This window comes from Embleya sp. NPDC059213 (assembly GCF_042754445.1).
In the GTDB taxonomy this organism is placed as follows: domain Bacteria; phylum Actinomycetota; class Actinomycetes; order Streptomycetales; family Streptomycetaceae; genus Embleya.
In genome coordinates, this window is sequence record NZ_JBHZAV010000008.1 from 86,379 (window position 1) to 107,250 (window position 20,872).

The window sequence follows — 20,872 nt, forward strand, 5'->3', positions numbered from 1 at the left end:
GGGAAGGGCGGAAGTCGTGGGTGTCGAGGGCGGGTTCGGGCCTTCGACACCCACGACGGCGGGCCTATTCGACGACGCGTCGAACGATCAGAACCAGCTCACGGTCCAGGGGAACGCGACCGTGCCCTTGGCGCCGGTGGAGTCGGTGGCGGTGACCTCGACGGCGAACGTGCCGACTCCCCACGCCCGACCCGAGACCACACACGAGAGCGGATTCAGGAACAACCCCGCCGGGAGACTGCGCCCCGCACACGAATACGGTCCGCTCCCACCGGAGACCCGAAGCGTCAGATTCACCTGCTGGTTGAACTTCGACACCTGTGGCCCCGGACTCGCGATCACCACCCCACCCGAGGGCGTCGACGAGATCGTCCACCCGAACGACACCGGAGCCGACACCGCCCCGGCACTGTCCGTCGCCGTCACCGACACCTGCGAACTCCCGGCCGCGGTCGGCGAACCCGACACCACACACCCGCCACCCGAAGCCGCCAACCCCGCCGGCAACCCCTGGAACACACACGTGTACGGACCCGTACCACCCGACACCTGCACCGCCAACGACACCGGCACACCCACCGACCCCGCCTGCGCACCCGGACTCACCACCGACACCGACGACGGATTGCCGTCCTGCCAGATCTCGGTGATCGGGGTCGCGGTCGCGGCCTGGCCGGAGCGCCGGGTGCCGTACATGTCCTCGAAGGTGCGCAGCAGGCTGTAGTGGTCCTTGCGACCCGGGTATTGGCCGGGCTTGACGTGCGCGCCGTACAGGATGGTCGCGATCCGGTTCTCGCTGCGGAAGTTGTCCTCGTCCCAGGTGACCACGAGCAGGCTGTTGTGCGTCTTGGCCCACTCCGCGTAGCCGCTCAGCTTGTTCCGGGTCCAGGTGTCCCCGGTGGAGATGCCACAGGCCGAGTTGAACAGGCGGTCGTGCATGTCGTTGCACAGGTTGGGCACCACGTACGAGACCGTGGGCAGGGTGTTGTAGTCGGTCGGGAACGCGGTGACCGGATAGGTGGTGGCGGCGGGCACGTTCGAGAAGGACAACCACGGGTTGTGCTTGCGTGCGTACGAACCACTCGTGCACACCCCCGGGTTCGCCGCCGACCAGTCCTCGTTGTAACTGCCCCACGTGACACCCGCGTCGATGAGCTGCCGACCGAGGTTGTCCGCGGTGTACGGCGCGCCGGGCGGCGGACACTCGTCACCGGTGACGCCCTGCGTGGAACCGGAGAACATCGCCAGGTAGTTGGGCTGACTGGGGTGGGTCTCGCCGTGGAAGTCGGTCAGGGAGGCTCCGCCGGCGGCCAACTGGTTGAGGTAGGGCGCCTGCGAACTTCCGATGATCTCCTCGTAGTTGCTGTTCTCGTGCACGACGACCACCACGTGGTCGTAGCGCGGGATCGCGGCGGCGACCGCCGCCGGTGCCCGGTCGGGTGGACCGGCCGAGGCGGGAGCGGTGACGCCGGCGATCGCGCCGAGCGCGAACCCGACGGACAACGCGACGAGTTTGGCCGATCGGGGCTTGCCCCGGGCCGTCGACCGGGACCTGGATCCGGAGTCGGACATGACCTGGCGCCTCCTTGGGCGTGGACGAAGCGGAATCGCAGCGTGGATGCGGTGACCTGCGGAATCAACGTCCGTCGCGGGCAACGGAACCGCCGGCACCGCGGTCCGCCGGGCCCGCCACCGGGGCGCTGCCGGGCCTGAACTGGCCCGGAACGGCGCCGGCCGAGCCGGCCGGCCCGGGTGCGCCCGGTCGCACTCAGAACCAGCGCTCATGCACCGATGCCCAAGCGGTGCGTTGCCGGCGCACACATGTCCGTCCGTCATGAATGCATGCCGGACCGGTATTGGACGTGGGTGAGATCGGCCTCATCTCCTGGAAACATGAACAGATCACATTCCGAAAACCGGCCGAGGATTCGTCCCCGATCGGCTCACCCGGTCGAAGTTCAACCAGCAGGTGAATCTGACGCTTCGGGTCTCCGGTGGGAGCGGACCGTATTCGTGTGCGGGGCGCAGTCTCCCGGCGGGGTTGTTCCTGAATCCGCTCTCGTGCGTGGTCTCGGGTCGGGCGTGGGGAGTGGGCACGTTCGCCGTCGAGGTCACCGCCACCGACTCCACCGGGGCCAAAACCACCGCGTCGTTCCCCTGGACCGTTAGCTGGTTCTGACCCACAGTCGAAGCGCACCACTTCCGCCGGGCCGGTCGGCTCGGCGCTCGGGGCATGTGCCTCGGGCGCTGCGCGGCCCGCCCGGCCGCACCGCGTCACCTCTTCATTCGCCCCCCGGCACCACGGCACACCTTGGAGGAACACCATGGTCGACAGCCACCGTGCGGCACACCGAGAGCCAAGCCGGATCCGAGCGCATGATCGAACCTTCGCGGCCCGGGTCCCGGGCCAAGGCGGCGATACCCCGTGACCCTCCAACAGTTGCGCTACCTCATCGCCGTGGCCGAACACGGCAGCATGACCGGTGCCGCCCAGGAACTCTTCGTGGTCCAGCCGGCCCTGTCCCGATCGTTACAGAGCCTGGAACGCGAGCTGAACGTGGTCCTGTTCACCCGGGTCGGCCGCGGCCTGGTGCCGACGGCGGCCGGCGCGCAGGTGGTCAATCTCGCCCGCAAGGTGCTGCGCGGAGTGCAGGCGATCAAGGACATCGTGCAGGCGGAGGAACCGACCTGCCGCGACACCGTGCACCTCGCCGCGACCGCCACGCTGGCGATCGAGTGCACCAGTGGCCTGCTCCCCGGTCTGGCCAAGCTGCACCCGGAGTTGCACATCGTGGTGGACCGACAGGACAGCCGCGAAGCGCTGTTCGCGTCGCTGCGCTCCGGCGAGACGGACATCGCGCTGGTGGATCTGCCCGCGCCCGGCGGTTTCGAGGTATTGCCGCTGCGCTCGTACGAGGTGGTGTTGGTCTCGCCGAAGCACACCCGACTGCCGGATCCGGTCTCCTGGACGGACCTGGACGGGCTGCCGATGATCCTGCCGCCCCGGCGCAGCGCGCGGCGGGCCGACTTCGAGATGTTGTTCGCCACGGCCGGGGCGCGGCCGACGGTCGCGATGGAGACCGACGATCGTGGCGCCTGGATCCCGTGCGTGGTGGCCGGGCACGGCTCGGTGTTGTGGTACGCCGACCTGGCCCAGCCGTTCGCGTCGAGTGTCGCCGTGCGGTCGATGAGTCCTCGGCTGATCCGGACGGTCGGCCTGGTGCGCGGGCGCGGGCCGATCAGTCGGGAGGTGCGGGCGCTGCTCGACTACACCCGACGCCAGGGCGTTCAGGAGATGGAGTACGTGTGAGGGTCGGCGCGTTCGACCGCGGCTGAGGATCGGCCGGGCCCGCCCTACGCCACCCGGGTGCAGGGGGACCCGACCCAGGCGCTGAGTACCCGCGGCGCCGGTTCGCCGGCCCGGGTGTAGGTGTCCACCAACGCCCGGCGTACAGCGGCCAGCGCCGCGCCCGGCACCACCGCGATCGTGGACCCGCCCGCACCCAGCGGCCGGGCCTCGATCGCGCCCGCGGCCAGTGCGTTGCGCGCCGGCGGGGACGGGTGGGCGTTTCGGTCGACGGCCGGGCCGCCGACCGGGTCCGCGTCGCCGGCGGGCCGGCGGGGCACCGCCAGCACGATCCGCAGGCCCAGCCGATCCGGATCGAACGGCACGTGGGTCGGCTCGCCCGCGCGTTCCTCGATCAGGGCGACGTGGCCGGGCCGGCCGAACAGCGCGACCGCGCCCAACGGCGGATCGGCGAGCCGGATCCGGGCCCGCCGACCGGTGCTCTTCACCGGGTCGTGGAAGGCCGCCTCGATCAGTGCGGCCGTGCAGGTCAGCGGGATCGACGCGGACAGACCGGTGCTGTCCGGCAGGTCGGTGTGCACCAGCAGATCCAGCCCACCCGCCCCGGTGGTGCCGGCGAGCACCGGCCGGACCCAGTCCGGGACCGGGCCGACCTCGCCCGCCGGTTCCAACTCCACCCCCTCGTTCGGGCGGTCGATCGAGCCCACCCGCAGCACACCGTCCGTGCGCGGCGCGGCGGCCACCACCACCCGCCAGGACAGTGCCACCGCGGTGCCCGACCTGGCTCGCGAACCCGACAGGCGCAGCACGTACGGTGCGGACCAGACCCCGGCCGGCGGTCGGCCGAAAGCCTGCGCGAACGCGAACGGCACCAGGCGCAGCACCGGCGCCGCACCGCGTGTGGTGGGCAGTGCCGCCGCCGTGGTCGGCGTGGTCGACGGGCGGGTCATCCCGGGTCCTTTCGGGCGAGGAGACGGTAGGCGTTGCTGCCGCCGTGCTCGCCGGCGACGTGCGCGAACAGCAGGGCGACCGCGTCGAGCAGTACGGCCACCACGAAGCACGGGACGGACAGGGCGACCAGCACGGCGCGGCGGATCCGGCGCAGCGGGGTCGGCCCGCCGGCGATCCACGGCATGGCCGGGTTCGGCGCGAGCGCGGTGAGGGCCTGGGACACCGCGCCGATGAAGTCGTTGCCCTGGTGGGCCCGGCCGTGCTCACGCGCGAGCACGGTGAACCCGCGTGCGTTGAGCGCGACTTCGAGGTTGCGCCAGGGCATCAGGTGCTGGTGCTGGGGCTGGAACTGCGGCAACCACAGGCCGCGCAGCAGTCGGCCGTACGTGCAGTTTGGGTCGGGCAGTTCGATCAGCAGCCGGCCGCCCGGTACCAGGACCTTGGCGGCGGCATCCAGCTCGGCGAAGGGATCGCGAGTGTGCTCCAGGTAGTGGTGCATGCCGACCACGTCGTAACCGCCGGCCAACTCGCCCGCCAGCTCCGGGAATTGGCCGCGATACGCGGTCCGGATCCAGCCGCGCCGCTCGGCCTGCCCGACCCCGTCGCCGAGGTCGAGGCCGTCGAAGACGGTGTCCGGCAGCACGGTCTTGCCGACCACGCACATGTGCGCGTGCCCGGTGCCCACGTCCAACCAGGCGCACGGGGGCCGGTCCGCCGGCAGGTGCCGGCGCACCAGGTCGGCGCGGGCCCGGTAGGTGCGCGACATGGTGCCGAACAGCGCCTCGGCGCCCGGGCCGCCGAGGCCGTCGTAGAAGTCCCGGTAGTAGTAGTCCAGTCCGGCCGGGGACAGGCGGGGATTCTGGAACACGTGAGCGCAGTCCCGGCAGCGCTCCAGGGTGAACCGGCCCGGTTTGCCCTGGAGGTGGTCGCCGACCCGACTGCGCACCGCGAGCCGGGTGGAGCCGCACCACGGGCAGGTGTCCCGGCGGTCCTCGAAGAAGGTGTCCAGGCCGTTCGCGACGCTGCGCGCGTACGCGGGGCGCAGCTTCGCCGGGTCCAGCGCCGGGGTGGCGGCCCGGGCCGGGCGGGGCCCGGACACCGCGCGCACCCAGCGCCATCCCGCCAGGATCGGCCGCAGTGCGGTGGCCCGGCCCAGGTCGCGCGGACGCACCGGCGAGCGGCCGGCCACCACCGCGTACGGCTGGACCCACATGGCCAGCAGGGCCCAGGCGCCCCAGAACGGGGTGGCCGTACACGCCCCGATGTAGGCGGCGGCCTCGCCCAGGTTGCCGATCATGGTCGGCCACACCGGCACGCCCAGCGCCCGCAGCCGGCGCTTGCGCAGCGCGGGATCGGTAGGTGCCGCGACCAGGCCGGGCGCGACCGCGTGGCCGGTGCTCAGGGCGGCGAACGGTTTGAGGCGGGCGCCGAGTTCGATCAACTCGGCGGCGTCGAGGTCGACCAGGTCGGCGGCCGGGACGTCGGCGCGGCGCAGCACGTCCGTGTGTACGAGCAGCGCGTGGCCCGCGCCTCGGGCCCGGGCGAGCGGGTCGCGACGGTTGCGCTCCGGGTCCAACCGGCCGAGCAGGGTCAGCAGTTCGTCGGCGGGCAGGTCGCCGGGGACCAGGTCGAGCAGCAGCAGTCGATGCAGTTCGGCGTGGGCGACGGCGTCGCGGATGGTGGACTCGTCCGGGCGGACCCCGGTCGCGGCCACGCAGGTCCAGGCGTCCGGCGCGCGGTTGTCGGTGGGCGCGGTGGGCAGGGAGGGCAGTGCGCGCAGTCGGCGGCGCAGCGTGCGAGTGCCGCCCAGCAGGCCGAGGCCGATCAGCAGGGCGAGCCACGGGAACGGCCCGGCGACGGGGTTCAGCACAACTTCTCCAGACGGTCGGCGGCGGCGCCGGCGCCGCCGGCCGCGGCGAACGAGGCGCGCACCCGGCGGGCACCCGCGCGCAGCTCCGGACGATCCAGCGCGTCGGTCACGGCCGCGCGCAGTTCGGGCACGTGCGCGCGGCCGAAGCGCACCCGGACCCCGGCCCCTGCGGCCACCACCTGGCGCGCCACGATCGGCTGGTCGTCGCGGATCGGCGCGAGCACCAGCGGCAGGCCGAACGCGAGCGCCTCGCACACGGTGTTGTGGCCGCCGTGCGTGACCACCGCGTCCAGGTGCGGGAGCAGCGCGAGTTGGGGCACGAACTCGCGGACCAGGACGTGCTCGGCGGGCTCGCCGGCCAACCGCTCGGGGGCGGCCAGGATGAGTTGGAGTCGGTCGGCGAGCGGTCGGGTGGCGGCCACCACGGCGGGATAGAACCGGTCGCCCGCCTCGCGGTTGAGGGTGCCGAGCGAGACCAGGACCCGACGTCGGTTCGGGTCGAGCCGATCCCACGGGAAGTCCACCGCCACCGGCCTGGCACCGAACGCGGGGCCGACGTAGCAGTGGTGCGCCGGGACCGGCTCGGTCAGCCCGACCAGTTCCGGAGTGGAGAAGATCAACACGAGCCGCGCGGAGAAACGCGGATCACAGTCGGCGGGTACGCCGGCCGCGATCGCCGCCTCGGCGATCCGGGCCCGCACCCAGTCGGCCACCTTCGGGAAGCCCACCAGTGGCCGGGTGAACTCGGCCGAGGTGGTCGCCGAGGTGGCCCACGGCACGCCGGCCCGGACCGCGGCGAACGCGCCGGCGAAGGTCTGCTGATCGGCCACGATCACGTCCGGCCGGTAGCCGGCCACGGCCGCCCGGACCCCGGGCAACATCGCGTGCGCGAGCGGCACCAGGGTCTCCTCGACCAGGAAACGCAACGCGGCCACCCCGCGCAGTCGTTGCCAGTTCGCGTGCAGTGCGGAGTAGCCGCCGGCGGGATCCGGGGCGTCGCCGGTGGCGAACAACCGGGCGCCCAGCGGGAGCAGCTCCAGGACCTCGGGCGGCCCGCACCACACCGCCTCGTGCCCGCGCTCGACGAGCGCCGCGGCGACCGCGACGGTCGGGTTGACGTGTCCGGCGAACGGCGGGACCACGAACATGAATCTCATCGGCCGACCCCGGACCGCGTCGCGGCCGGCTCGTGCCGCACCAGCCAGTCGAGCAGTGCGCCCAGCACGGGCGCGGTGGCCTCGCGCAGCACGGTGTGCGCGACGCCGGGCAGAACGGTGAGCGTGCAGTTCGCCAACAACTCGGACAACCGGCCGGCGGGTGGCGCCAGTTCGGACAGTTCGCCGTAGATGGCCAGGACCGGGCAGGCCAGGTCGACCAGTTCGGGCTCGGTCGGGGCGCGCAGCAGGGTGACGTCCTCGATCAGGGTGGTGCCGTTCAGGAGCGCGTCGGCGCCGGCCCGGAGCCGGGCCGCCTTGCGCGCGGGGCCGGTGGGCAGGCGTTCGGGGCCGGGATGCGCTTCCAGGCCGAGCGCGGCCAGGTTGAGCGTGTTGGCCATTTCCTCGACCCAGCCGCCTGCGTAGGGCTCGGCTTCGGTGGGCTCGGTGCCGGTGGGTTCGGCGTCGGTGCGGAGGTCCAGGCACTGTCCCTCGATCAGCACCAGGCTCGCCACCAGGTCGGGCCGGGTCCGGGCGGCGTGCAGCGCGATCAGGCCGCCGAAGCTGTTGCCGACCAGGTGTACCGGGGTCGGCACGTCGCACGCCTTCAGCAGCGCGGCCAGGTCGGCGACCGCGGTGTCCGGGTCGTAGCCGGTCCGGGGCCGCTCGGTGCGCCCGTGTCCGCGCTGGTCGTACAGCACCACCTCGGAGCCCGCCCGGGCGATCGGCGCGGCCAGCGTGTAATAGAAGCTGGAGAGGTTGTCCAGGACCAGCCCGTGCAGGAAGACCACCGGCGTGCGCAGCGTGGGCCGGTCGGCGGGCGGGCCCAGCCGCTGGACGTGAAAGCGCAAACCGTTCGCGTGCACCTCGCTCATCGGGCACCGTCCAGCGCCTCGGTGCGGGTGCGGGCCGCGATGTGGTCCACGAGTCGGCCGACGGTCATCGCCATGATCTCCTCGATCTCCAGGTCGGCGAGGAAGGCGATGAAGTCGACCCGGTCGCCGTAGCGCTCCTGGAGCCGTCCGGCCAGGGCGACGAACTCGATGCTCTCCAGCGCCAGATCGTCGTCGAAGCCGCTGTCCGGGGTGATCTCGGCGGCGATCAGCAGTTCCTCGCCGACGATCTCGGCGAGCATCCCGGCGACCTCGGCCAGGATCCGGTCGGCATGCGGGTCCGCGCTCATCGGGTGCTCCCATGTGAGGTGGTGGGGAAACCGTTGCGGTGCTCGTCGGGCCGGGCGTTCGTCCACGCGACCACGTAGCGGTCGATCCGGTCGCCGGCGGGATCCGCCACGACCCGGGTGTGGACCGGGTGTTCGGCGCCGTCGGGCGGGCCGGTGCGCACCGACACCTCGGCGTCGTGCGGGCCGGTCGGGTGGGCCGAGGTCACGACCCGGTGCGCCGGTCGGCCGGTCGGGTCGGTGCCGTGTGCCCGGCCGGCCGCCTCCTTGGCGCACCGGAAACGCAGCAGCCACACGTGCCGCGCCTGCGGCTCGCGGTCCACGAGCCGGGCCAGCACCCGGCGTTCGTCGGCGGTCAGTGAGTCGTGTTCGAGGGCCGCGACGTCGGCGGCGGGGTCGAGCAGGGCGATGTCGATGCCGATCGGTGCCGCGCTCGCGGCGGCGACGGCCAATCGATGACTGTGCGCGACGGACACGTGCGGCGGGGCCGGTGCGTGGGTGCCGGGCTCGACGATCACGTGCGCGAGCGGGCGGTCCGTGTCGTCGGAGTCGATCCGGACCTGCACGGGATACAGCGGGCCGTGTCCGCGTGCCCACAGGTACTGCCGCACGGCGTCCTTGACCACGACCCGCCGGAGCAGCCGACCCCGCCGTTCCCGAGGCGCCGCGGCGGCGAACTCGGCCTGCTCGGTGGTGTCCAGGTAACGGCGGGTCACCAGGTCCTGCGCCGCCGGGTCGGGCCAGCGGGTACGCAGCAGACACCAACCCTCGGGCTGCGGCTCGGCGATGCCGGTGGTGTGCGGGGTGAACTTCATCGGCCACACCCGCTCGTCGGCGGCGAACCGGCGGTAGACCCAGTCGCGCACCACGATCCGCACCGCGCCGGTGGCCGGGTCCACCAGTTCGACGTCACCGCGCACGGTGGTCGGCCGAACCTCCCGGATCCGCGCGGTGGCCAGCAGTTGCGCGCCCGGCGCGGGTGGCGGCCCGTACTCGTCGATCGCCGCGACCGACATCGGGAAGACGAGGCGATCGGTGTCCAGGCGCAACTGCATCCAGTGGCCCAGGAGTTGCCCGGCCGCATCGAGCAGTGCGCCCGGTGCGGGCAGGGCTCGGACGAGGCCGCGGATGCCGTCGTCGGCGACGGTCAGCACCTGGTCGATCCCGGCGAAGCCGGGGCCGTGGAACATCCAGCGATCGCGGTACAGATCCCGGGCGCACACCGGTGCGGGGCCCTCGCCGGCCAGCGGCGTACGGTCGGCGGGCGGCGCGGGGCGGGCGGCCCGGTGGTCCGCGAGCAGTACCTCGGCGGACATGTGGTGGCCGAACTCGATCCGGACCCGCTCGGCGGTCAGCGGCGTACGGACCAACTCGGTGTCGGTCGGCGGCGCCACCGGCAACCAGCGCAACGAGCGCACGTCCCGGTACCCCGCGACCACCCGACCCGGCCCGTCCGCCGCGACCGCCGCCTCGCCGGCCAGCAGGATCAGCGTGGTCATCGGCAACACCGGGAACCGGTCCGCCGGTTCCGGCCACCAGTCGGGCTGCTCGTAGACGCAGTGGTCGCGGACGTAGGGGAACTCGGCCAGGGAGAAGCGGTAGGGGCGGTGCTGTCGGGCGTCGGCGGGTGCGGGTGCCGGCGGCGGGTGGGGGAGGCCGGAGACCTCGGCCCTTGCGAGGCCCGGGCTGCGGTACGCGCGGCCCTGTTCGGCGTCGGCGAATGCGGGTGCCGGTGTCGGCGGCAGGTGCAGGCGGTCGGCGACCTCGTTTCCCGCGAGGCCCGGGCCGACGACGTCGGTGACCGCGCGGTCGGCCTCGGTGAGCACGGCGCGGAAGGCCGCGAGCACCGGATGCCCGGAGGCGGGCGCGACGGCCGAGGAGGTCGACCGCACCGAATCGGTCAGCCGCAGCGGCCCGGCGGCCGAGCCCAACGCGACCACCGGCGAGCCGAGATCGAGCCGGACCATCGCCCCGGACGGCGCCGGGGCGGGTGCGGGGACGCGGGCGGGGGCAGCGGCGAGGTCGGCCGCGCGTGCGGGCGCCGGCCCGGGCACCTCGGTCGTGGGCGAGGGCGTGCTCGCGGGGCCGGCCCGGTGGTGCCGGCGCGCATCGGTGCTCGCGGGGCCGGTCGAGTGGTTCGTGGGCGCATGCGTGCCTGCCCGGTCGGTCACCTCGATCGCGGACGTACGTGGGTCCGTCGGCCCGGCCGGGTCGATTGCCGCGCCTTCCACCCACAGCGCCGCCGTGGCGCGACGGAAGCCCGCCAGGCCCGGCCGCAGCGTCGAGTGCGCGGCGACGGCCAGCGCGTCGCAGCCGCGCAGCGTGTCGTGCACGAAGCCGACCAGGCTGCCCGCACCCGGCTGGACGAACACCCGCACACCCTGCGCGTACAGCTCCTCGATCAACTCCCGGAACCGGACCGGCTCCAGAAGATGACGCACGGTCAATTCGCGGACGGCTGCCGCTTTTGTCGGATAGGGCGCGATGCCGGTCGCCGACCACACCGGCATCCGAGGTTCCCGCAGCGGGAGTTGCTCGAACGCGTCGGCGACCTGCCCGAGGTAGGGCGCCCACATCGGGGTGTGGAATCCGGAGCGGAACGGCAGCTCGCCACCCACGACGCACTCCCGGCGCAACCGGCCCAGCACTTCGGAGACCGCTTCGGCCGGACCGCACAACACGCTCTGGTTCGGGCAGTTGTCGTGTGAGACCACCACCGAGTCGGCGCCGACGAGATGACGTCGGGCGACCGCCACCCCGCAGCCCACCGCCGCATAGACCAGGTCCGGAACGGCCAGCGAATCCGGCCGCAGCGAGGACAGGAAGCCGTCCACCGCAGCGCGCGGGTACATCCCGGCCACCACCATCGCGGTCCACTCGCCCATGCTGTGCCCGGCCAGCAGATCGGGGACCAGACCGGCACGTTCCCACTCGGCCGCCAGGAAGCGGCCCGCCGTCAGCGCGTCCACCGCACGGCCGACCAGGTCCTCGGCGCCGGTCAGCTCGGGTCGGGGCCGGCCGCACGCGTCGGCCAGGTCGTCCAGCCGCGGTGAGATCTCCGGCTCCAGACCGGGAAACAGGAACGCGACCCGGCCGGGATTCGGCGTGTACGGGCCCAGCAACGGGCGCGGGGTGAACCAGATCTCGGCCCGGCCGCGCCACGGCACACCGCGCTCGACCGCACGCGCGGCCAACGCGAGCCGCTTCCGCGTCGGATTCGCGACCGCGAGCCGACACGGCCCGGTGCCGGGCGGCACCGGCGCCGCCCGGCCGGCCGCAACCTCGGCAAGCATCCGACCCAACTCGGCCACCGACCCGGCCGCCAGCGTCAACACGTCGGACTCGACCCCCCGGCCCGACTCGGCGGTCGGCCCGACCCCACGCCCCGACTCGGCGGACCGCGTGACCGCCCGGGCCGATCCGGCAGGCGGTATGACCGTCCGGGCCGACTCGATCGCCGGCGCGAGTGCGCGGGCCGGTTCGGCCGGCAGTGCGACCGCCGTTCCCGTGGGCGGCTGTTCGAGTACGGCGTGGGCGTTGACGCCGCCGAAGCCGAACGCGTTGATCGCCGCGAGCCGGCTGCCCGCCGGGTTGACCGGCCAGGACTCGGCGTGGTCCTGCGGACGCATCCGGGTGCCGGTGAAGGCCGGATGCGGGTTCCGCACGTGCAGGGTCGGCGGGAGCGTGCGGTGATGCAGGGCGAGGGTGGCCTTGATCAGGCCCGCCATTCCGGAGGCCTGCATGGTGTGGCCGATGTTGGACTTGACCGTGCCCAGCGCGACATCGGCCGGCCTGTTGCCCGAGCGTGGCCCGAAGACCTTGCCCAGCGTGGTCAGTTCCGCCTCGTCGCCGACCGGCGTGCCGGTCCCGTGCGCCTCCAGCAGACCCAGCAGGCCGGGTACGGTCGGATCCAACTCGGCTACCCGCCAAGCCTGTTCCAGCGCCCTGACCTGTCCGTCGACCAGCGGGCTGAGCAGACTCGCCGCCCGGCCGTCACTGGAGACCCCGACACCACGGACCACCGCGTACACCCGGTCGCCGTCGCGTTCGGCGTCGGCGAACCGCTTGAGCAACACCGCACCGGTGCCCTCGGAGATCAGCGTGCCGTCCGCCGCCCGGTCGAACGGCCGGATCCGCTCGCTCGCACTGAGCGCGCGCAACTGGGTGAACACGCTCCACAACGTCGCGATGTGGCAGTGGTGCACGGCGCCCGCGAGCACCGCGTCGCAGCGTCCGGAACGCAACTCGGCGGCGGCCTGGTCCAGCGCGAGCAGCGAGGTCGCGCAGGCCGCGTCCAGGGTGTAGGCCGGGCCGCCCAGGTCGAGCCGATTGGCGATCCGGGACGCGGTGAAGCTCGGCACCAGGCCGATCGAAGCTTCGGGCCGCTCGGGGCCGAGCGAGTCCTGGAATGCCGCCCGGATCGCGGTCAACCTGGCCCGGCCCAGCTCGGGCGCCAACTCGGCCAACAGCGCGGTGAGTTGATGCGCGGTGCGGACCCGTTGGTCGAGCCGGGCGGTGGCCACGCCCATGTAGCCGCCGCGACCGAAGATCACCCCGACTCGGGACCGGTCCGGCAGCCGGGCCTCGCCGCCCGCGTCGGCGATCGCCTCGGCGCCCGCCCGCAGCGCGAGCAGTTGGTCCGGTTCGGCGCCGGCGACCACGGCGGGCATGATGCCGAAGCGCACCGGGTCGAACGTGGCCAGGTCGTCCACGAAGCCGCCGCGCCGGCAGTAGAACCGGTCGCTGCGGGCGGGCTCGCCGGCCGTGCCCGGCGCGTAGTAGAGCGCCGGGTCCCAGCGATTCGCCGGCACCTCGGTGATCGCGTCGCCGCCGGACTCGATCAACCGCCAGAAGCCGCCCGGGTCGGCCGCGCCCGGGAAGATCGCACCCATCCCGACGATCGCCGCATCGTCGGGCCGAGGCCCGCGCCCCCCGATCCGGGCGCTCATCCGGACACCGACCCGCGCTCCGACTCCCACATCGACTCGTGCGTCGATCCGGGCGTCGGGGTCTGCGCCGACTCGGAGGCCGGCAGGCATACGTAGACGGCCTGTTCGTCCCGGCCCGAGATCAGTTCGTCGAGCAGTGCCCGGACGCCGTGCTCGGGGTCGATCAATGCGATGCCGCGTCGGCCGTACTCGCGGGCCAACTCCGGTGTGACCATGCCGCCGCCGCTTGCCGCCCAGGGACCCCAGTCGATGGTCAGCACCCGCTCCGCGACCGGCGCGATGGTGTCCTCGGACCCCGACGACCAGTGCCGACCCAGCGTGGCCAGCGCGTCGTTGGCGGCGGCGTAGTCGGTCTGTCCCCGATTGCCGTACACCCCCGCGACGCTGCCGAACATGACCAGGAACGCCGGTGGTGCCAACGTCGGCCGCAGCGTGCGCAGAGCGGCCACCAGCGCCCGTGCCCCGGTCACCTTGGTGGCGAATACCTGCCGGCAGGACTCGGCGGTCTTGTCCGCGAGCAGCCGATCGGCCAGTACACCGGCGCCGTGCACGATCCCGTCCAGCCTGCCGTGTCGCTCGGCGATCCCGGTCAGGGTCCGGCGGACCGCGTCGGCGTCGGTGACATCGGCGACGTGCAGCCGGACCGACGCCGCGTGTTCGGCCAACTCGGCGAGCGTCGCCCGGACTTGGCGGCGACCGAGTACCCGGGTCAGCTCGGCCTCGATCCGGGCCGGCGCGCGCATCCCGGTCGCGATCAACGCGGCCCGGAGCGCGGGGACGTCGGTCGCCTCGGCGAGCGCGGCGGGCTCCGGGTCGCCGTCGTCACCGGTACGACCGAGCAACTCGATGTGGCACCCGGTGGCACGGGCCAGGCCGATGGCGGCCCGGGCGGTGATGCCGCGTGCCCCACCGGTCAGCAGTACCACGGCGTCCGGCCCGATCCGCTCGCGCAATCGGGCGTCCCGGTCGGCGGGCGACAGGTCCGGGAGCGGCACCGGGCGGGTGCGCAGGGTCAGCCGACGGTCGCCGGACAGGCCGAGCAGCACCGGCGCATCGGGCTCGGGCCGGCCTGCGGTGCGGACCAGTTCGGCCAGGAGCCGCCGGGCGATGCGGGCCGGTTCCTCCTTGGGATCCAGGTCCACTGCGCGCAGCACCCGGTCCGGATACTCCAGGGCGGCGGACCGGGCGAACCCGGCCAGGCCCGCGCCCGGCACCGGATCGGGCCCGGCGGCGGCCGGCGCCCGGCCGAAGTGGCCGCCGCCGGGGGTGCCGAGGAACACCTGCCGTACGCCGCCCACCAGCGCGTCCCGCAGCAGCGCGAAGGCGTCCGGGAGGATCGGGTCCGGGCCGTCGGCGAGCGCGGCCAGGTGCACCAGCGTGTCGACCTGCGACCACGCCGGGTCCGGCCGATCGTCCCCCGGTTCGGCCCGGTCCCGGGCGCGCGTCTCGACCACGACGCCGTGCGGCGCGAGCAGGTCGGCCAGCGCCCAGGCGATTCCGCCGCCGTCCTCGACCAGGACCACCCGGCGACCACGCAACGCCTCGCCGATCGGTGGGTCGGATTCGCCCGCGGGCACCGGGTCGTCGATCGGAACACACTCGACCAGATGCCGCGTGGGCCGGTCGGCAACCGGCTCGATCGGCGGCTCCGGCACGACCTGTTCGCCCGAGCCGGCCCCCGAACCCGAGCCGGAACCCAGGACCGGCCCCGAGCCGGAACCCGAGTCCGAGTCCGAGTCCGAGTCCGACCCGGAACCGAAACCCGAGCCCAAGTCCGACCCCGAGCCCGGCCCCGAGCCGGAACCGGAGCCGGGCTCCGAGCCCGCCCCCGCGTCGACCGCCAGCACCCCGGCCACGATCGCGTCGATCGTCTTGACCTTCGCCAGCCGCTCGATCACCGTCTCGTCGGCGTCCCCCGCCGCACCGAGCACCCCCGACTCCCCGACCGCCCCCGCCGCCCCGACCGCCTCCGTCAGCCGCAGCCGCAAGGCCAGTTCGCCGATGATCTCGGTGCGCTTGATCGAGTCGACGGACAGATCCGCCTCCAGATCCAGCGCCGGATCGAGCATGTCCTCGGGATAACCGGTCCGCGTACCCACGATGTCGAGGACCACGGCCAACACGTGCTCGCGGGTGAGCGGCCCACCCGGCTCCTCGACCGGGACGACCGCCGCGACGGCCCCGGGCCCGGCCACAGCACCCGCCCCGGCCACCGAAGTCGCCCCCGTCACGGAACCCGGCCCCACCCCGAGCGAAACTCCCGCCGCCACCGCCCCGGGCGCAACAACCGGCGCCTCCGGCACCCCGCCCGGCACGCCCAGGTAGCCCAGCAGTACTTCGCGCTGGGCGGCGACCGCGGCCCGGGCGCCGGCCAGGTATTCGAGCAACACCGCGTCCCGCGCGTCCCCGGCCGGCGCCCCCGCCGCACCCGCCGGGCCGGCGGTCGACAGGGCGGCCACCGGGGTCGCCGGATGCAGCCCGCCCGCCACCGGCCTGCCGTCGGCGGTACGCACCAGGTGGCCGTCCACGGTCCAGGCCGGGCGGGTGCCCGGCTCGACGTCCACCGGCCGTACCCGACCGGCCAGGCCGCCCGCGACCCGCACCGGCACGCCGGCGACCGCGAGTTCGGCCAGTGCGGTGAGCAGCCGGCGCACCCCGTCCTCGCCCGGCACGTCGCAGGCCACCGCGGTGTGCGGCCGGTCGCCCAGGATCGTCCGGACCATGCCGGTCAGCGCCCGACCCGGCCCGGCCTCGACGAAGATCCGCACGCCCGCCGCGTACATCGCCTCGATCTGCTCGGCGAAGCGCACCGGCTCGGCCACCTGCCGGGCGATCAACGCGCGCACCTCGGCGGCCGCGTCCGGATAGCGCTCGGCGGTGGCGTTGGACCACACCGGGATCCTGGGCACCCGCACGTCCAGGTCGGCGACGGCGGCCGTGAGGGTGTCGGCCGCCGCCGCGACCACGGGGCTGTGGAACGCGCACGCCACCGGCAGTCGGCGTGCGGACAGCCCGGCCGCCGCCAGTGCCGCGATCGCCGCCGCCAGGGCCGCCTCGGGGCCCGATACGACGGTCTGCGTCGGCGTGTTGCGATTGGCGAGTACGACGCCGCCGATGCCGGCCAGCAGTTCGGCCACCCGGTCCGCGCCGGCCGGTACCGCCGCCATCGCGCCCGGTTCGCTGCCGGCGGCGGCCAGCACCGCGGCCGCCCGCACCTCGCCGAGCCGAGCCAGGTCCCGGGTGGCCAACACGCCCGCCGACCACAGCGCGGCCAACTCGCCGTAGCTGTGCCCGGCGACCTGGTCCGGCCACACCCCGAACCGGTCGAGCAGCCGGGTCAGCGCGACGGCGGCCACCCCGAGCGCGGGCTGCGCGCGGCGGGTGTCGGTGATCCGGGCCGCCTGCTCGGCCCGGGCCTCGGTGCCGAACGCGGCCGGCGGGAACATGGCCCGCACACACTCCGGGTCGATGTCCCGCAGCCCGTCGCACAGTTCGGGGAAACGGGCGAACAGATCGGCGAGCATCCCGGGCCGCTGACTGCCCTGTCCGGGATACAGGAACGCCACCTGCCCGCCCACCTCCGCCCCCCGGTGGAAGATCTCGCCGGCGGGATCGACCGCACCCGCCCGGGCCAGCATCAGCTTGATCCGCAGATCGGCGTGATCGCTCGCGACGAAGGCGACCCAGACCGGGACTTCGTCGGCGCCTTCCCCGGCGGCGAGCGCCGCCAGGCCGCGCAGCGGCAGGTCCTCGGCCGCGTCCAGCCGGTCGGCGACCCGGTCCAGCGCCGCGTGCGCCGCCGCACGGTCCGCGCCCCGGAAGCAGAACAACTCGGCCGGCCACGCGGCGTCCGCGCCCCCCGGCCCGCCCACCCCGGACAGCTCCGAACCAGCCAGCACGGCGTGGAAATTGGTGCCGCCGAACCCGAACGCACTCACCCCCGCGATGCGTTCGGTGATCGGAGTGGGCCACGGCCGGGCCCGGTCGTCGAACACGAACGGCCCCGGGTCCGACGGTCGGCGCAGATGCAGGGTCGGCGGGCGCACCCCGAAGTGCACCGCGAGCGCGGCCTTGGCCAGGCCGGCCAGGCCCGCCGCACACTTGGTGTGCCCGATCTGGGATTTCACCGAGCCCACCGCACAGTCGCCGGGGGTCGCGCCGTGCTCGGCGAACACCGCGGTGAGGGTGTCCAGTTCGGCCCGGTCGCCGACCACCGTGCCGGTACCGTGCGCCTCGACCAGGCCGACCCGGGCCGGCGATACGCCCGCCGCCCGATACGCGCGTTCCAGCGCCCGCCGCTGGCCCTCGGGGCGCGGCGCGGTCAACCCGAGCGAACGGCCGTCGCTGGACCCGCCGACGCCCTTGACCACCGCGTACACCCGATCGCCGTCGCGCTCGGCGTCCGCCAGTCGCTTGAGCAGCACACACACCGCGCCCTCGCCCAGCGCGATCCCGTCCGCGTCCGCGTCGAACGTGGCGCACCGCCCGGTCGGCGACAGGGCGCGCACCGAGGAGAACATCAGGAAGTCGTTGATCCCGTTGTGCGTGTCCACGCCGCCGCACAACACCAGATCGCTGGAGCCGGTGTTCAACTCCTTGCAGGCCAGGTCCAGCGCGGCCAGCGAGGCCGCACACGCGGCGTCCACCGTGTAGTTGACCCCGCCCAGATCGAGCCGGTTGGCGATCCGGCCGGCGATCACGTTGGCCAGCACGCCGGGAAAGGAGTCCTCGGTGGGGGTCGGCAGTTGCCGGTCCAGATCGGCGGGAAGCGCACCGTAGTAGCCCGGGAACAACGCGCGGAAGCCGTACGCGCCGGCCAGGTCCGCGCCCGCCTCGGCGCCGAAGATCACCGAGGTGCGCTCCCGGGCGAAGGCCCGACCCGGTCCGTAGCCGGCATCCGCCAGCGCCCCCGACGCGACGTGCAGCGCGAGCAGTTGGGCCGGATCGATCGCCGCCAGCGAGGCGGGCGGGATCCCGTACCCGGTGGCGTCGAATCCGATCGCGGGCACGAACCCGCCCCACTTGGACGGGGTGCGCCCGGGCGGGACCGCGCCGGGGGCGGCACCGCGAACCGAGCCGCGAGCGGTCGCGCCCGGGTCGGCGTCGGCCGCGAAGTAGCGGTCCACGTCCCAGCGGTCGTGCGGCACCTCGGTCACCGCGTCGACGCCGGCCAGGATGTTGCGCCAGTAACCGGCCAGATCCGGTGCGCCCGGCAGGACGCAGGCCATGCCCACGATGGCGACATCCTGCGGTCCGGCCGCAACGGGTCGGGCCGGCCCGCCCAGCTCGCGCACCCTGCGGGCCAGCCACGCGGCCGCCTCGATGGTGACCTCGCGGTGCAGTGTGGCGACATCGGTCGGCGCGGACCGCAACACCGCGGCCTGGCCCAGCATGAACATCCCGTCCCGGCGCTGCGCGTCCGCGTCCACCTCGACCAGGGCGTCGCCCTCGCGCCGCAGCCCCTTGCCGGCGATCCGCAACCGACCGAGGTTGAGCTGCTCCAACTCGGCCCAGACCTGCCGGGACGGCAGGCCACGCGCCTCCAGATCGCGCCGGGCGGCCTCGAACGCGGCCACGAACGGCGTGCCCGCACAGCGGGTGGCATGCCCGGGCGCGGTCTGCACGAGCGCGGTCGAGGCACACTCGACCGCCGCCGCCTGGAAGCCGGGCACGATCGCGCCGCTGTCCACCGCCTCGCGGGTGAACAGGTACGCGGTCCCCATCAACACGCCCACCGACGCACCGCGATCGACCAGGGGCGCCGCCGCGGCGGCCACCATCGCGGCCGAGCGCGCGTCGTGGATCCCACCCGCGAACAACAGGTCCAACTCGCCCGCGTCCGCGTGTCGTTCGGCGAAGGTCAGCAATTCGTCGAGCTGTGCCTCCCACAGCGGGAAACTCGCGCGCGGCCCGACATGGCCACCACATTCGGTGCCCTCGAAGACGAACCGCCGGGCGCCCTCCCGCAGGAACTGGGTCAACAAACCGGGGGAGGGCACATGCAGATAGGTACGGATCCCGGCGGCCTCCAACGGCGCCGCCCGATCCGGCCGACCACCCGCGATCAGCGCGTACGGCGGGCGCGCCGCGAGCACCGCGGCCAGTTGCTCCTCGCGCAGCTCGGGCGGCGCGAAGCCGAGCAGGCCCACCCCCCACGGCAGGTCGCCGAGCAGCGCGGTGGTCTCGCCGAGCAGCGCGCCCACCTGCGGGCCGCGCAGCAGCGACAACGCCAGGAACGGCAACCCGCCCTGCCGGGCCACCGCGTGCGCGAACGCGGCCCGGTCGCTCACCCGCGTCATCGGCCCCTGCGCGGGCCGCAGCCCCACTCCGTGCCGGGCGGCCGAGGCCACCTGGTCCACGATCGCCTCGCGCACCGCGCGCAACACCCGACCGGCGGTGCCGTACCGGTCCGCGAGCCGGGCGGCCGACGCGCCGTCCTGGCCGACCGGCAACAACTCGCGGTGCAGCCCGCTCGCACCCAGTGCGGCGCCGAGGTCGGCGGCCTGCTCGGCCAGTTCCGCGATCGGCAGGTCGGGCCGCCGGTAGACCCGATGCCCGCGGAGCACGACCGTCTCGCTGCCGTCCATCGCCCGCACGGCCGCTGCGACGTCGGCGGGCAGGGTGCTCTCCGCGACCAGGGCCAGTTGGGTGTCCAGCAGCACGCCGGCGGCACCGCCCGCGACCGCCGCGGCGGCGGTGTGCGGACCGATGCCACCGGCCGCCCAGACCGGCACCGGAACACTCTCGTCCGCGAGCAACTGCTGAAGCAGTACGAAGGTGGTCAACTCGCCGCATCGACCACCGCTCTCCGCGCCGCGCGCGACCACTCCCGCAGCCCCGGCGGCCACCGCCGCACGGGCCTGCTCGACGCAGGTGACCTCGACCAGGACCCGCCGCCCCGGCCCGACGGCGGCGAGGGGCCACGGCGCGTCCGGCGCCAGGAGCACCACCCGCACCCGGGAGGGCAACTCGTCCGGACTCAGCGGACAACCCACCGGCACCCGAACACCGAAGGACGACAAGGCGGATGCCTCGGTCAACGCGTCGAGCGCCGCGTCGCGCTCGCGGCCGAGGTCGAGCACCCCGAGCGCGCCGGCCCGATGCGCGGCGATCACGAGTCGGGCGTTGGGACGACCCAGCGGGCTCACTGCGAGGACCTGATCGCGACGCGGGGACTGCGACGTCATGGGGGAGTGCCTCCATCCGGGAAACCGTGCGGCGGGACGAACGGTGCGGTGCGAAGGGCGCGCGAAGGCGATACCGGGCGCCACGCTTTCGGGAACTTCGGTTCCGGGCACGAGAAATCGCCGCATCGATGCCGATGTCGGGACGTATCCAAGTCAGGAATTGTCAAACGCTCGAAAGCGGTGCGAAATCGAAATATCGCCCGCAGCCGAATCACTGCGCCGTATAGTCGGTTTCGGGCATCGAGGTGTCAACGACGAACCGGTCGCGGGCCCG

The 20,872-nt window shown here is 74.1% G+C and carries 10 protein-coding genes; 2 read left to right on the forward strand and 8 right to left on the reverse strand.

The genetic code is table 11. The features are described from left to right. Positions 1-87: 87 nt before the first annotated feature. Positions 88-1,572, reverse strand: a complete 1,485-nt coding sequence (locus ACFXMF_RS05480; RefSeq protein ID WP_379988673.1) for an alkaline phosphatase family protein — start codon at positions 1,570-1,572, stop codon at positions 88-90. Between the two features lie 334 nt (positions 1,573-1,906). Here ACFXMF_RS05480 and ACFXMF_RS05485 point away from each other — a divergent pair, with 334 nt between their 5' ends. Then, complete coding sequence (locus ACFXMF_RS05485) at positions 1,907-2,179, forward strand: Ig domain-containing protein (RefSeq protein ID WP_379988687.1); 273 nt, start codon at positions 1,907-1,909, stop codon at positions 2,177-2,179. Positions 2,180-2,425: 246 nt separating this feature from the next. After that, on the forward strand, positions 2,426-3,310 hold the full coding sequence (locus tag ACFXMF_RS05490; RefSeq protein ID WP_360310374.1) for a LysR family transcriptional regulator: 885 nt from the start codon (positions 2,426-2,428) through the stop codon (positions 3,308-3,310). Between the two features lie 44 nt (positions 3,311-3,354). Here the strand turns inward: ACFXMF_RS05490 and ACFXMF_RS05495 are convergent, their stop codons facing one another. From ACFXMF_RS05495 to ACFXMF_RS05525, 7 genes are read right to left on the reverse strand one after another with little or no spacing between them, the layout of a single operon-like run. Then, positions 3,355-4,257 (reverse strand): hypothetical protein, encoded by a 903-nt coding sequence (locus tag ACFXMF_RS05495; protein ID WP_379988672.1) that lies wholly within the window; start codon positions 4,255-4,257, stop codon positions 3,355-3,357. Beyond that, a complete protein-coding gene (locus ACFXMF_RS05500; RefSeq protein WP_379988671.1) occupies positions 4,254-6,128 on the reverse strand; it encodes a methyltransferase domain-containing protein in 1,875 nt (624 codons plus the stop codon). The genes ACFXMF_RS05495 and ACFXMF_RS05500 overlap by 4 nt, the downstream gene beginning before the upstream one ends. After that, the gene (locus tag ACFXMF_RS05505; RefSeq protein ID WP_360310368.1) at positions 6,122-7,285 is read right to left on the reverse strand and encodes a nucleotide disphospho-sugar-binding domain-containing protein; all 1,164 of its coding nucleotides are present in this window, start codon (positions 7,283-7,285) and stop codon (positions 6,122-6,124) included. Before ACFXMF_RS05505 ends, ACFXMF_RS05500 begins: the two co-directional genes overlap by 7 nt. Further along, the gene (locus tag ACFXMF_RS05510; RefSeq protein ID WP_379988669.1) at positions 7,282-8,157 is read right to left on the reverse strand and encodes an alpha/beta fold hydrolase; all 876 of its coding nucleotides are present in this window, start codon (positions 8,155-8,157) and stop codon (positions 7,282-7,284) included. The genes ACFXMF_RS05505 and ACFXMF_RS05510 overlap by 4 nt, the downstream gene beginning before the upstream one ends. After that, positions 8,154-8,465 (reverse strand): acyl carrier protein, encoded by a 312-nt coding sequence (locus ACFXMF_RS05515; RefSeq protein WP_379988668.1) that lies wholly within the window; start codon positions 8,463-8,465, stop codon positions 8,154-8,156. The genes ACFXMF_RS05510 and ACFXMF_RS05515 overlap by 4 nt, the downstream gene beginning before the upstream one ends. Beyond that, positions 8,462-13,354, reverse strand: a complete 4,893-nt coding sequence (locus ACFXMF_RS05520; RefSeq protein ID WP_380017692.1) for a beta-ketoacyl synthase N-terminal-like domain-containing protein — start codon at positions 13,352-13,354, stop codon at positions 8,462-8,464. The genes ACFXMF_RS05515 and ACFXMF_RS05520 overlap by 4 nt, the downstream gene beginning before the upstream one ends. 53 nt (positions 13,355-13,407) lie before the next feature. Further along, the gene (locus tag ACFXMF_RS05525; RefSeq protein WP_379989632.1) at positions 13,408-20,598 is read right to left on the reverse strand and encodes an SDR family NAD(P)-dependent oxidoreductase; all 7,191 of its coding nucleotides are present in this window, start codon (positions 20,596-20,598) and stop codon (positions 13,408-13,410) included. Between the last annotated feature and the right edge of the window lie 274 nt (positions 20,599-20,872).

Excerpts from the sequence above, each read along its gene's own strand:
- ACFXMF_RS05480 (WP_379988673.1), bottom strand. The coding sequence starts at position 1,572 with ATGTCCGACTCCGGATCCAGGTCCCGGTCGACGGCCCGGGGCAAGCCC.
- ACFXMF_RS05495 (WP_379988672.1), bottom strand. The coding sequence starts at position 4,257 with ATGACCCGCCCGTCGACCACGCCGACCACGGCGGCGGCACTGCCCACC.
- ACFXMF_RS05505 (WP_360310368.1), bottom strand. The coding sequence starts at position 7,285 with ATGAGATTCATGTTCGTGGTCCCGCCGTTCGCCGGACACGTCAACCCG.
- ACFXMF_RS05510 (WP_379988669.1), bottom strand. The coding sequence starts at position 8,157 with ATGAGCGAGGTGCACGCGAACGGTTTGCGCTTTCACGTCCAGCGGCTG.
- ACFXMF_RS05515 (WP_379988668.1), bottom strand. The coding sequence starts at position 8,465 with ATGAGCGCGGACCCGCATGCCGACCGGATCCTGGCCGAGGTCGCCGGG.
- ACFXMF_RS05520 (WP_380017692.1), bottom strand. The coding sequence starts at position 13,354 with ATGGGTGCGATCTTCCCGGGCGCGGCCGACCCGGGCGGCTTCTGGCGG.
- ACFXMF_RS05525 (WP_379989632.1), bottom strand. The coding sequence starts at position 20,598 with ATGACGTCGCAGTCCCCGCGTCGCGATCAGGTCCTCGCAGTGAGCCCG.